This window comes from Microbacterium sp. NPDC058342, from assembly GCF_042723935.1.
Lineage (GTDB): Bacteria > Actinomycetota > Actinomycetes > Actinomycetales > Microbacteriaceae > Microbacterium.
The window spans coordinates 127,079-139,717 of sequence record NZ_JBHXID010000002.1 but is presented as its reverse complement, the minus strand read 5'-3'; the positions used below and the strand labels follow the sequence as shown (position 1 = coordinate 139,717).

The window sequence follows — 12,639 nt, the reverse complement described above, 5'->3', positions numbered from 1 at the left end:
GGGCTCCGATCAGCCGACGAGCCGGATGCTGGTCGGGTCGATCGTGTCCGCGCCGGTGAACTCGACGCCGTTCGCGTACATCGGCAGGACGTTGACGGCGAAGGGGAGCAGGTCGAGGTTCGAGACCAGCGCCTTCTCTGCCTCGAACCACGTGTCGCAGCTGTCGGTGCCCGTCATGGTCATCGCCTCGGCGGTGAGGGCCGCATACTCGTCGTTCGCGATGGAGGCGAAGTTCGTGCCGCCCTCGGCCGGCCCGGCGCCGGTGAGGAAGCCCAGCAGCTGATCCGGGGTGTTCACGTTCAGCGGCTCCCAGACCACGTCCCACGCGCCGCCGCCGAAGAGCACACCGGAGAGCTCGTCGGTGGGCATGGTGCGCACGTCGAGATCCACGCCCAGCTCCTGCCAGGCTGCGGTGACCAGCTCGGCCGCCGCGGCCCCGCCCGGCCCGAGCGCGGAGTCGTGGATGAAGGCCACCGAGAGCGGCTCGCCGTCCTTCTGCCAGCCCTCTCCGGCCCGCGCCCAGCCGGCATCCTCGAGGGTCTTCTGGGCGTCCTCCGCCGAAGAGGCGGGAAGCGCGGAGGTGAAGTCGCCTGCCGTGCACGCGGCGGGTGCCGCCACGGCGAGCTGCGTCGCGCGTTCACCGCGTCCCGAGGTGATCACGTTCGCGAGCTCGTCCAGGTCGAGCGCCTGCGTCAGCGCCATGCGCACGGCGGGGTCCGCCGTGACGCGCCCCTCCGCCTGGTTGAACCAGGTCTCACCGACGACGGCCTGACTGGAGGTCACGTCCTTCCCCTCGAGGCGGTCGCGGTCCGGTCCCACGATGCGGGCGGCGTTGACGTCACCGGCCAGCAGCAGGTTCGCCACGGTGGTCTCGTTGGGGATCACCTTCAGATCGACGACGGCCGGCGTTCCCGGCTGGTCGGTCGTCGCACCGTCGGGGCCCCAGGCGTAGTCATCGCGGACGGCGTACGCGTAGTGGTCGTTCGACACCGCCTCGGTGAGGGTGAACGGGCCGGTGCCGTCGGTGCCCGCGACAAGCGTGCTGCGATCGGCCAGCCCCGCGTCGCACACCATGCCGACGTTCGAAAGGCTCTGCACGACGAACGGCGCCGCCGTCGCGAGCGTCAGCGTGACGGTGCGGGCCGCCTCGTCGGCCTCGACCGTGACCCCGGCCGGCACGAACGCACCGAGCAGCGGGCTCGCGTTCTCGGGGTCGGCGATGAAGTCGAGGTTGCCCTTGACCGTCGCCGCGGTGAAGGGGCTGCCGTCCGCGCAGGTCACGTCGTCGCGGAGCGTGAACGTCACGGTGGTGCCGTCGACCTTCCAGTCCTCTGCCAGCCCGGAGACGATCTCGCCGTCCTCGGTCATGTTCACCAGTGAGTCGTACGCGAAGCGGGATGCCGCGAGCGACGAGCTCGTGGCGCTCAGGTGGGGGTCGAGCGAGCCGATGTCCGTCGCGATCGCGAGCACGAACGTGCCGTCCTCCACGTAGTCGGGTTCAGCGCCGCCGCCGCCCTGACCGGAGCAGCCGGTCAGAGCCAGCGCTCCCGTGAGGGCGAGGCCGGTCAGGGCGAGGCCGCGATTGCGGGATCGAGCACGGATGATCATCATTGTCTCCGATACGAACTCAGGGTGGGTCGGTGGTCAGGCCGAGCGGGGCAGTGCCCGCCCGCAGTGCAGGAAGCCGTAGCGGCCGTCGTCATCCGGGTCGAGGAAGGCGTAGACCATGACGGGTCCGTCACCGCCGTCGACGGGGATGAGTCCATGTTCACCGTACGGTGCGACGCGCTCGGGCGGCTCGGCCGGGGCGATCGCGGCCATGTCTCCCTTCATCACGCTCTGCACCCACAGGCCGCCCTCGTCGTCACGGGTGACGACGAGATCCATCACCGACGCCGAGTAGGTGCCGACGAAGGCGGCGGCGCGCTCGGCATCCGGCACGGGCTGCGCGGCGGCAGGGTCGGCGGCCGCGGGCAGCACGCCGACGAGGCCGGTGAGACGCTCGAGCAGCTGCTCGAACAGGTCGCGCGCGAGGCTGTACGAGTCGCCGCCGTTGCCGAGCAGCGCGACCGCGACGCCGAGAGACGGGATGACGCGCAGGTAGGCGTTCTGCCCGATCGTGCTTCCGTCGTGCGAGACGAGAGGTCCCGCGGGGCTCGGGTCGAGCTCCCATCCCAGGCCCCAGGAGTCACCGAGCAGCGCGACGTAGGGCACCGACACCTGCGACTCCTGCATGGCGGCGACGGATGCCTCGGACAGCACGCGTGTGCCATCCGCGGCGACGCCGCGGTCGATGTGCATCCGCGCGAAGGAGAGGAGCTCCGCCGCGCTCATCGCGAGGGAGGCTCCGGCCGGGCCGTTCGAGCGGGCGAGCGACCAGACCGGAGCCGGGACGAGAGCACCATTCTCGCCGGTCGGGATGTGGCCCTGTGCGACGCGGTGCATGATCGCCTCGTACGGGCCGGGTGCTGCGTGGGTCAGCCCGAGCGGGGTGATCAGGCGCTCGGTGAGCACCTGCTCCCAGGGGGCGCCGCGCAGCACCTCGATGAGTCGTCCGAGCACGATGTACCCGGCGTTGTTGTAGGAGAACTGGGTGCCGGGAGCGAAGAGCTGCGGGGTGTCGGCGAGGGTCGCGACGAACTTCTCCACGCAATCGTCTCCGCGGCCGGTGTCGGTGAAGAAGTCCCCCTCGAACCCGGCCTGGTGGGTGAGCAGATGCCGGGTGGTGATGACCTCGGCCGCCTTCTCGTCGGCGATCGCGAACTCGGGCAGGTAGGTGCGGACGGGCGCGTCGAGGTCGAGCAGTCCCTCGTCGACCAGCTGCATCACGAGCGTGGCCGTCCACACCTTGGTGATCGAGCCGATCTGGAACAGCGAGGCGGTGTCGGCGTCGACACCGGTGCCGAGATGGAGCGTACCGGCCGCGGCGTCGACGATCTCTCCGTCGACGAGGACGCCGGCCGAAGCGGCGGGGACTCCGTGCGCCTTCAGCAGGGCGGGCAGTTCGGCGCGGAGCCAGTCACGGATGGCCGGGGCGTCGACTCTGGTGAGTGCAGTGGTTGCCATGGCATGAAGCTACGCGGGACCGCCGGAGCCGGGTTTGTGCGAAAGTCCAAAGAACCTCCTGCCTCTTCTTGTGATCGCATGAACCGCGGCTCCCTCCCGCTGAGGATGCTGGACGGCATGGATACGACCCTCGGTGCGCAGGCGCCTGTGCGCACCGGCAGCGCGGCCTCGGCCGCCCGCCGACTCGCGGATGAGGCCTGCCGGACGGCCGGCATCCGGCTGACGGCCGCGGATGACGCGCCGGCGTGCGAACGGGTCATGGACGTCATGGGCCGCATCTGGGGCTGGGCGCGACCGCAGTTCGAGACTCCGATCGCGGTCGCACTGGCTCACGGCGGCAACTTCATCGCCACCGTCGAGACGCCCGACGGAAGGCCGATCGGCGCGGCGATGGGCATGTGCGGCCCGCCTGGACGCGCCTTCCACTCGCACATCGTCGGGCTGCTGCCCACGATGACCGGCCGGGGAATGGGGCGCGCCGTCAAGCTGGCACAGCGCGCCTGGTGCCTGGAGCGCGGCATCGACACCATGACGTGGACGTTCGACCCGCTCGTCGCACGCAACGCGTTCTTCAACATCCGGCGTCTGGACGCCTCGGCCGTCGAGTACCTGCCCGACTTCTACGGCCCCATGACCGACGCCATCAACGCGGGTCAGGGCTCGGACCGCCTCCTCATGCAGTGGCGGCTCGATGCCGAGCCACCGCGTGCGACGCGTCCCGAGCCGGTGCTGCACGATGCCGTGCACGCGGTCGCGGACGTCGCCGGCGAGGCATCCGACTTCCTGCCGCCTCCGGCGGGAGCGTCGCTCGCACTGGTGGACGTGCCGGGCGACATCGAGACCATCCGCCGCGACGACGGTGCGCGCGCTCGCCGCTGGCGGGAGCAGACCGGCCTCGCCCTGCGGGAGCTGACCTCGCGCGGCTGGGTCATCGACGACCTGGCACGGCGAGGAGACGCAGGAGTGCAGTACGTGCTGCGCAGAGAGGGGGCCCTGTGAAGCTCCATGGACTTCGGCTGCATCACCTCGAGATGCCGCTGGTCGCGCCGTTCACGACGTCCTTCGGGACCCAGACGTCCAAGCGGACCTTCCTCGTCGAGGCGAACCTGATCGCCGACGACGGCACCGTCTGGACCGGCTGGGGCGAGAACGTGGCGCTGCCCGACCCGGTCTACTCGCCTGAGCATCTGGAGGGGGCGGCGCTCGTCATCGAGCGATGGCTCGCGCCGGCGCTCTTCGCCGCGGACGACGTGACGGCCGAGACCGTCGGGCATCTGCTGCGCCACATCGTGGGGCAGCAGATGGCCAAGGCCGCCGTGGAGATGGCCGTGCTCGACGCGCAGCTGCGCGCCGACGGGCGGTCGTTCGCGTCGTATCTGGGCGCCGTGGCGCCCACGGTGCCGTCGGGGGTGTCGGTCGGCATCCAGGAGTCCGTCGATGCGACCGTGCGTGCGGTCGGCGGGTACATCGAGCAGGGTTATGCACGCATCAAGCTGAAGATCCAGCCGGGTGCCGACCTCGCTCCGGTCGCCGCCGTGCGGAAGGCCTTCGGAGACGAGCTGCCGTTCCAGGTGGATGCCAACGCCGCCTACACGCTCGTGGACGCCGCGCACCTGCGCCGGCTCGACGAGTACGGCCTGCTGCTCGTCGAGCAGCCGCTGGGCGAGGCGGACATCCGCCAGCACGCGGAGCTCGCCGCCCGCATGACCACTCCGATCTGCCTGGACGAGTCGGTGGTGTCTGCCGAGGCGGCAGCAGACGCGATCTCGCTGGGAGCGGCATCCGTCATCAACATCAAGCCGGGACGCGTGGGCGGCTACCTCGAGGCGCGGCGCATCCACGACATCGCACGCGCGCACGGCGTCGCGGTGTGGTGCGGCGGCATGCTGGAGACCGGCATCGGCCGGGCGGCCAACGCCGCGCTGGCGGCGCTTCCGGGCTTCACCCTCCCCGGCGACATCTCCGGCTCCGACCGGTTCTACGCCGAGGACCTGCTCACGCAGCCGATCCGCATGCACGACGGCGTGGTGGACGTTCCCACCGGGCCGGGATTCGGCGTGCAGGTCGATCCGGATCGGCTCGAGGGGTTCCGCACCCGTCTGGTCGAGCTGTCGCCCGAGCGCTGATCCCGGCAGAGACTCAGCGCCGCCGGGCGAGACCGGGGAGGATGCGCAGCTGCAGCTGCGCGGCGAAACGCGCATCCGGGTCGTCAAGGTCCAGCCCGCTCACCTCACCGATGCGCCGCAGGCGATAGCGGAACGTGTTCGGATGGATGTGCAGTGCCGCGGCCGCCGCCGCCACATCGCCCAGTCCATCCAGCCAGGCGCGCAGGGTCTCGACGAACTCGGTGCCGTTGGCGCGGTCGTGGGCCAGCAGCCGCGCCAGCGGTCCCGTCGCGCCCTCGCCGTGCAGGGCGATGCGGTCGCGCAGCTCGAGCAGCAGCACCGCCACGTGCACGTCGTCGAACATGGCGATCCGCGACCCGGTCGACTGCTGCTCGCGGAGCACTCGCAGGGCGCGGTCGGCTCCTGCGCGCACCTGCGGCAGCGCCTGCCCAGCCACGGCGACCGCTCCGATGCTGATGAGCAGCGGCATCCGCCGGCCCACCCGTGCGAGGAACTCCTCGGCCAGGCGCTTCGCATCCGCCTCCCCCGTCTCGGCGGAGCGCACGGGCAGCAGGCCGTACACGGTGTCGCCCACCAGCGCCGCGCACGCCTGCGGGTGCACGGCCGCCAGATGCACCGAGATCGCATCCGCGATGCGGTGCCGCTGCGCCTCCCTGGCGCTCTCCACGCCGAGGTCGTCGCCTTGCAGTGCGGCGGGCTGGATGGCGAGCACGACCACGTCGGCCCCGCGCAGCCCCAGCCGCTCGAGCGCGTAGTCCGCGCCCTCGCGTCCTTCCAGTGCCGTGCCGAGCAGGTCGGCGCGCAGCCGTCGCTCGACGTCGACTCCGGCACGCACCCGCAGCAGATGCAGCGCCACCAGCTTCGCCGACTCGCGCATCGCGCTGGCGCGCTCCTCGGAGAGCGGCTGCGCGGTGGCCGCCCAGATCGATCCGAGGATCTCGTCGCCGGCGCGCACCGCGATCGCGGTGCGCGGCACCGGGGCGTCGAGCATGCCGTCCATGAGCTCCTGCAGCGCGACGAACTGCGGCTCATCGCTCGCGTACAGCCGCCGGAAGACGCCGGCCTCGGCGAGCACGCGCGAGTAGGGCTCCGGCACCTGGCGCTCCAGGATGGTCGCGATCCGGCCGGCATCGGCCAGCTCCTGACTGCCCGAGAACGCGAGCACCCGCGAGTTGCGGTCCTCGATGGTCACGGGCGCGTCGAGAAGGGCGGCGATCGCATTCGCCAGCGCGAAGAGGTCGCCGGAGGGGACGCCTCCGATCGCGCCGTCGCTCCCGGCCTCGCGGCCGTGGGCGAGGATCGACGAGAGCATCGTGCCGAGCTGCGTCCACGAAGCCCCCCGGGCCAGGCCCAGAAGAGTCACCCCGTCACGCGCCGCCGCCGCCCTGGTCTGCTCGTCGACGACCACGGGCTCCCTCAGCACGAGAGCCGAGGCGCCGGCCGGCCCGATCTGCGCGATCACCCGGCGCACCTCGTCGTCGGCCGCCAGGCCCACGCCGAGCACGATCGCACCGCGCGGCATGACCTGCTCGTCGAGCGGATCGTGCATCGTGATGCCGCCGACCTGCGCCGAGAGGTCGGCGACGGGCTCGAGCGGGAGCAGGAAGGTCGCGCCGAGGTCGTGCAGCACCCGGGAGAGCGTCGCCTGAGGACGCGACGCGTCGAGGCGCGCCGTCGTCTCAGCCGGATCGACGTCGTCTGCGGGTCTGCGCATGTGCCCTCCTCGTGGCCGGGAACGGGGCGGTGGCTACCAACCTACGGGCTGCCGGTAAGATCGGTGCGGTACGCAATCCCGAGCACCCGGAAGTGAGGTGGTTAATCATGTCCAGTGACAGTCACAGTCGCAGACACACTCTCCCCACCGCTTCCGCACCGCTCGGCTGAGCAGCCCCGGCGGCGTCTGCTGCGACGCACGTCCCCTCGCCTGACGGCGATACCGCTCGGCGCGGTGCCTTCCTGAAGGCACGCCATGACCCCCACTCAGCTTCAGAACGTCTCCGAGGCCGCCGACGACATCCGCCGTCTCATCTCCCAGGGCGACCTGGCCGGCGCATCGGCGGTCCTCACACCGCTGTCGGTGCCCGAGGTCGTCGAGCTGGTCGACAGACTCGGCATCGAGGACGCGGCGATCGTCTACCGCCTGCTGGCCAAAGCCCGCGCGCTCGAGGTCTTCGAGGCGCTCTCTCCCGGCGCGCGCGGCGACCTCGTCGGCGCTCTGCGCAATGTCGAGGTCACCGCCCTGTTCGCCGAGATGGACCCGGACGATCGGGTCTGGCTGCTCGACGAGCTGCCGGCGACCGTCGCCCCGCAGCTGCTGCGCGGACTGACACGCCAGGAGCGCGACCTCACCTCCGGCATGCTCGGGTACCCGCACGCCTCGATCGGAAGGCGGATGAGCCCGGAGTTCGTCACCACGCATCCGCACCTCACGGTCGCCGAGACCCTGGTGCGGGTGCGCGCCGCGCTCGGCAGCGCCGAGACCGTCTACACGTTGCCGGTGACCGACGGCGGCCGGCGGGTCGTCGGCGTGGTGAGCCTGCGCGACCTGCTGTCGGCCGAGGAGGACACCGTCATCGCGGACCTGATGAGCGACGCGCACCTCGCCGAGGTCACGGAGGATGCCGAGGCCGCCGCCCGCCGCACCACCGACTACGGGCTGCTCGCCCTCCCGGTGGTCGACCGCGAGCAGCGGCTGGTCGGCATCCTCACGATCGACGACGCGGCGCGCATCCTGAAGCAGGAGGAGAGCGAGGATGCCGCGCGCCAGGGCGGCGTCGAGCCGCTGCGCCGCTCGTACCTGTCCACCCCGATCCGTCACCTGGTGCGTTCGCGGGTGGTGTGGCTGCTCGTGCTGGCCGTCGGCGCGACGCTGACCGTGCAGGTGCTCGACTCCTTCGAGGCGACGCTCGCGCAGATGACCGTACTGGCTCTGTTCGTGCCGCTGCTGATCGGCACGGGCGGCAACACCGGCAATCAGGCGGCCACGACGGTGACGCGCTCCCTCGCCCTCGGCGAGGTGACGCCGCGCGATCTGCGTCGCGTGCTCTCCCGCGAGATCCGGGTCGGGTTCAGCCTGGGACTGCTGCTCGGGATGCTCGGCTTCGCCCTGGCGGGGCTGATCTACGACTGGCACATCGGAACGGTGATCGGGCTGACACTCGTCGCGGTGTGCACCGTGGCCGCCTCGATCGGCGGCGTCATGCCGCTCGCGGCGCGAGCCATCCGGGTCGACCCGGCGGTGTTCTCCAACCCGTTCATCACGACCTTCGTCGACGCGACGGGCCTGATCATCTACTTCCTCATCGCGAAGGCCGTGCTGGGCATCTGAGGAGGACGACGGATCAGCGTCGCAGTCGGCTCAGCCGCCCTCGGAGGCAGGGGCGGAGTCGTCGGGCGCGGAACCGTCGGGGGCGGCGTCGTCTGAGACGGATGCCGCCCGCGGGCGCCACAGCACGACCTCGGTGGAGCGACGGATGCGGCGGCCCGAGGCGAGCGTGACGATCGATCCCGTCGCGCCGGCGGCGAAGACCCGCACGCCAGGTCGGCTCTCCCGCTCGCTGCGCAGCGCCCCCTCCAAGTCGGAGACGCGGCGGCGCAGCATCCGCACCTCGTCCTCCAGATCCAGCAGGCGCGCGATCGCCGGCAGGCTCATCCCCTCGCTCGAGAGCTGCGCGACCTCGCGGAGCTGCTCGATGTCGCGCATCGAGTAGCGCCGCGAGCCGCCGCGCGTGCGGCCGGGGACCACCAGGCCGATGCGGTCGTACTGCCGCAGCGTCTGGGGGTGCATCCCGGCCAGCTCGGCCGCGACCGCGATCGCGAAGACGGGGGATTCGGCGTCCATGTCAGGCCTGATTCCTCGTCACCCGCGAGCCTTGGACATCATCTCGGCCCGGGGGTTCTCCTTGGGCTCGAGCTCGTGGAAGCGCTCCAGTGCCTCGCGGGCCGCATCGTCGAGATGCGCGGGCACGGCCACCTGCAGCTCGGCGAGCAGATCGCCGGTGCCCTTCTTGGTCGAGGCGATGCCCCGGCCCTTCACCCGCAGCACGCGGCCCGAGGGGGTGCCGGGTGCCACCCGCAGCTTGACGGGGTCGCCGCCGAGCGTCGGGACCTCGATGGTGGCGCCGAGCGTGGCCTCGGTGAACGTGACGGGCACGGTCACCCGCAGGTTGAGCCCGTCACGGGTGAACACCGGATGCGGACGCACGGTCACCAGCACGACGATGTCACCGGGCTCCCCGCCGTCGGGCGAAGGCCGGCCGCGGCCGCGCAGCCGGATCTTCTGTCCATCGGCGACGCCGGCGGGCACCTTGATCTTGAACGGCTTGCCGTCCTCGGCCTGCAGGGTGATGGTCTCCCCCTGCGCCGCGGTGGCGAAGTCGATCGTGGTGCGGGCCGTGACGTCGGCGCCCTTCTGCGGGCCGCCGAAGCCGCGGAACCCGCCCGTCGGCTGCCCGAAGCGACCGGAGCCGAAGGAGCCTCCCCCGGCGCCGCCGCCCTGGCTGAACATCGAGAAGATGTCGTCGAAGTCGGCCTGCCGGCCGCCCTGCCCGAACCGGCTGAAGACGTCGTCGAAACCGCCCGCCCCGCCGCCGCCGGGCGCGGTGAAGCGCGCGCCCGATCCCATCGCACGGATCTCGTCGTACTCGCGACGCTGCTCGGCGTCGCTGAGCACGCTGTACGCCTCGCTGATCTCCTTGAACTTCGCCTCGGCAGCGGCATCCCCGGCGTTGGAGTCCGGGTGGTACTTGCGGGCAAGCTTGCGGTAGGTCTTCTTCAGATCCGCGTCGGAGATGTCCTTCGAGACGCCGAGCGTCTTGTAGAAGTCCTTGTCGAACCAGTCCTGGCTAGCCATCGATCACCTACTCCGCGGGGACGGCGACGACGACCTTCGCCGGTCGCAGCTCGACGTCGCCCAGGCGGTAGCCGACCTCGACGACGTCGAGGACGGTCGAGGAGGTGGCGCCGGGGGTGGGCTGCTGGAAGATCGCCTCGTGGCGCTGCGGGTCGAACTCCTCGCCCTTCTCGCCGTACGCGGTCACGCCGAGGCGTTCGACGACGCCACGCACCTTCTCGGCGATCACGGCGAAGGGCGAGCCCTCTGCGAGGTCGCCGTGCTGCTGCGCGCGGTCGAGGTCGTCGAGCACGGGGAGCAGACCCTTCGCGGCCTCGCCCTTGGCGCGGGCGATCTCGATGTGGCGCTGCTCCTCGGTGCGACGCCGGTAGTTGGCGTACTCGGCCGTGAGGCGCTTGAGGTCGGTCAGCAGCGCGTGCTCGGCATCCGCGATGCCGGAGTCGGAACCGTCCTCGGAGGCGGCGTCGTCGATCTGGGTGGCGTTGAGGATGTCGTCGACCGTGAAGTCGTCGTCGGATCCCTCGGCCGCCGCGGCCCCGGTGGAGTCCTGCGGAACGCTCTGGTTCTGCGACTCGGGGCCGGATGCCTGAGCATCCGACCCCTCGCCCGGAACCTCGGCGCTGTTCTCGTCGAAGTTCTTGTCCGTCATGGTTACTTCTTCTCGTCCTCGTCGTCGATGACCTCGGCGTCCACCACGTCCTCGTCGGACGCGGTGTCGGCGGGGGCGCCCTCGTCGGCCGAGCCGGCCGCGCCGGCGGCATCCGCCTGCGACTGCGCGTAGATGGCCTCGCCCAGCTTGCCCTGCGAGGCGTTCAGCTTGTCGAACGCGGTCTTGACGGCGTCGTCGTCCTCGCCGGCGAGAGCCGTCTTGAGCGCATCGACGTCGGCCTGCACCTCGGACTTGACGTCCTCGGGCAGCTTGTCCTCGTTCTCCTTGATGAGCTTCTCGATCGAGTACGCGAGCGACTCGGCCTGGTTGCGCTGCTCGAGCGCTTCGGCGCGGCGCTTGTCCTCGGCGGCGTTCTCCTCGGCCTCGCGCACCATGCGCTCGATGTCGTCCTTCGACAGCGACGAGCCGCCGGTGATGGTCATCGACTGCTCCTTGCCGGTGCCCTTGTCCTTGGCGGACACGTGCACGATGCCGTTGGCGTCGATGTCGAAGGTGACCTCGATCTGCGGGATGCCACGGGGCGCGGGGGCGATGCCGGTGAGCTCGAAGGTGCCCAGCGGCTTGTTGTCGCGGGTGAACTCGCGCTCGCCCTGGAAGACCTGGATCGCGACCGACGGCTGGTTGTCGTCGGCGGTGGTGAAGGTCTCGCTGCGCTTGGTCGGGATGGCCGTGTTGCGGTCGATGAGCTTGGTCATGCGGCCGCCCTTGGTCTCGATGCCGAGGCTCAGCGGGGTGACGTCGATGAGTAGCACGTCCTTGCGCTCACCCTTGAGGACACCGGCCTGCAGGGCTGCGCCGACGGCGACGACCTCGTCCGGGTTGACGCCCTTGTTGGCCTCCTTGCCGGTCTCGCGCTTGACGAGCTCGGCGACCGCGGGCATGCGGGTCGATCCGCCGACCAGCACGATGTGGTCGATGTCGGCGACCTTGATGCCGGCCTCGCGGATGACGTCCTCGAAGGGCTTCTTGGTGCGGTCGAGCAGGTCCTTCGTGAGGTCCTCGAACTTCGCGCGGGTCAGGGTCTCGGAGAGCGAGACGGGACCGGCGTCGGTGAGCGAGAGGTAGGGCAGGTTGATGGAGGTGCTCGTCGAGGACGAGAGCTCCTTCTTGGCCTGCTCCGCGGCCTCCTTCAGGCGCTGCAGGGCGATCTTGTCGCCCGAGACGTCGACGCCCGAGGTCTCCTTGAACTGCTTGATGAGGAAGTCGACCACGCGCTGGTCCCAGTCGTCGCCGCCGAGGCGGTTGTCACCGGCGGTGGCGCGCACCTGGATGGTGGAGAAGTCGTCGTCCTTGCCCACCTCGAGCAGCGACACGTCGAAGGTTCCGCCACCGAGGTCGAAGACGAGGATCAGCTCGTCCTCCTTGCCCTTGTCCAGGCCGTAGGCCAGGGCGGCGGCGGTGGGCTCGTTGATGATGCGCAGCACGTTCAGGCCGGAGATCTCGCCGGCCTCCTTGGTGGCCTGGCGCTCGGCGTCGTTGAAGTACGCGGGGACGGTGATGACGGCATCCGTCACGGTGTCGCCCAGGTACGACTCGGCGTCGCGCTTGAGCTTCATGAGGATGCGCGCCGAGATCTCCTGCGGCGTCCACTTCTTGCCGTCGACGTCGAAGGACCAGTCGGTGCCCATGTGGCGCTTGACCGACGAGATCGTGCGGTCGACGTTGGTGACGGCCTGGCGCTTGGCGGTCTCGCCGACGAGCACCTCGCCGTCCTTGGTGTAGGCGACCACCGAGGGGGTGGTGCGGAAGCCCTCGGCGTTGGCGATGACCTTGGGCTCGCCGCCCTCGAGGACGCTGACGACGGAGTTGGTGGTTCCGAGGTCGATTCCGACAGCACGTGCCATGTGTTTCTCCTTGTTGTGTGAAGTCAGGGGGGGGTCAGAAAACCTGAGCCGCGATGACTCAAGGATACGCCCCTCACTCTT

At 70.8% G+C, this 12,639-nt stretch carries 10 protein-coding genes; 3 read left to right on the top strand and 7 right to left on the bottom strand.

What is annotated here, in order from left to right:
- Window positions 1-9 precede the first annotated feature (9 nt).
- Both ACFWHT_RS10665 and ACFWHT_RS10660 read right to left on the bottom strand, forming a co-directional pair.
- Window positions 10-1,611, bottom strand: coding sequence for an ABC transporter substrate-binding protein (locus ACFWHT_RS10665; RefSeq protein ID WP_378828243.1), 1,602 nt, complete (start codon window positions 1,609-1,611; stop codon window positions 10-12).
- A gap of 33 nt (window positions 1,612-1,644) precedes the next feature.
- On the bottom strand, window positions 1,645-3,066 hold the full coding sequence (locus tag ACFWHT_RS10660) for a serine hydrolase domain-containing protein (RefSeq protein ID WP_378828241.1): 1,422 nt from the start codon (window positions 3,064-3,066) through the stop codon (window positions 1,645-1,647).
- A gap of 117 nt (window positions 3,067-3,183) precedes the next feature.
- Here ACFWHT_RS10660 and ACFWHT_RS10655 point away from each other — a divergent pair, with 117 nt between their 5' ends.
- Both ACFWHT_RS10655 and menC read left to right on the top strand, forming a co-directional pair.
- Window positions 3,184-4,065, top strand: coding sequence for a hypothetical protein (locus tag ACFWHT_RS10655; protein ID WP_378828239.1), 882 nt, complete (start codon window positions 3,184-3,186; stop codon window positions 4,063-4,065).
- The gene (gene menC / locus ACFWHT_RS10650) at window positions 4,062-5,192 is read left to right on the top strand and encodes an o-succinylbenzoate synthase (protein WP_378828237.1); all 1,131 of its coding nucleotides are present in this window, start codon (window positions 4,062-4,064) and stop codon (window positions 5,190-5,192) included. Before ACFWHT_RS10655 ends, menC begins: the two co-directional genes overlap by 4 nt.
- A 13-nt stretch (window positions 5,193-5,205) precedes the next feature.
- Here the strand turns inward: menC and ACFWHT_RS10645 are convergent, their stop codons facing one another.
- Complete coding sequence (locus ACFWHT_RS10645) at window positions 5,206-6,906, bottom strand: PucR family transcriptional regulator (RefSeq protein WP_378828235.1); 1,701 nt, start codon at window positions 6,904-6,906, stop codon at window positions 5,206-5,208.
- Between the two features lie 255 nt (window positions 6,907-7,161).
- Here ACFWHT_RS10645 and mgtE point away from each other — a divergent pair, with 255 nt between their 5' ends.
- Window positions 7,162-8,520 carry a magnesium transporter gene (gene mgtE, locus ACFWHT_RS10640; protein ID WP_378828233.1) on the top strand — a complete coding sequence of 453 codons (1,359 nt, stop codon included), beginning with the start codon at window positions 7,162-7,164 and terminating at the stop codon, window positions 8,518-8,520.
- A gap of 30 nt (window positions 8,521-8,550) precedes the next feature.
- On the opposite strand, the gene ACFWHT_RS10635 is transcribed toward mgtE, so the two are convergent.
- From ACFWHT_RS10635 to dnaK, 4 genes are read right to left on the bottom strand one after another with little or no spacing between them, the layout of a single operon-like run.
- Complete coding sequence (locus tag ACFWHT_RS10635) at window positions 8,551-9,033, bottom strand: heat shock protein transcriptional repressor HspR (RefSeq protein ID WP_378828231.1); 483 nt, start codon at window positions 9,031-9,033, stop codon at window positions 8,551-8,553.
- A gap of 18 nt (window positions 9,034-9,051) precedes the next feature.
- Complete coding sequence (locus ACFWHT_RS10630; RefSeq protein WP_378828228.1) at window positions 9,052-10,044, bottom strand: DnaJ C-terminal domain-containing protein; 993 nt, start codon at window positions 10,042-10,044, stop codon at window positions 9,052-9,054.
- A gap of 7 nt (window positions 10,045-10,051) precedes the next feature.
- The gene (locus tag ACFWHT_RS10625) at window positions 10,052-10,693 is read right to left on the bottom strand and encodes a nucleotide exchange factor GrpE (RefSeq protein ID WP_378828226.1); all 642 of its coding nucleotides are present in this window, start codon (window positions 10,691-10,693) and stop codon (window positions 10,052-10,054) included.
- Window positions 10,694-10,695: 2 nt separating this feature from the next.
- Entirely contained in the window at window positions 10,696-12,558 is a 1,863-nt protein-coding gene (gene dnaK, locus ACFWHT_RS10620) for a molecular chaperone DnaK (protein ID WP_378828224.1), read from the bottom strand.
- Window positions 12,559-12,639 lie beyond the last annotated feature (81 nt).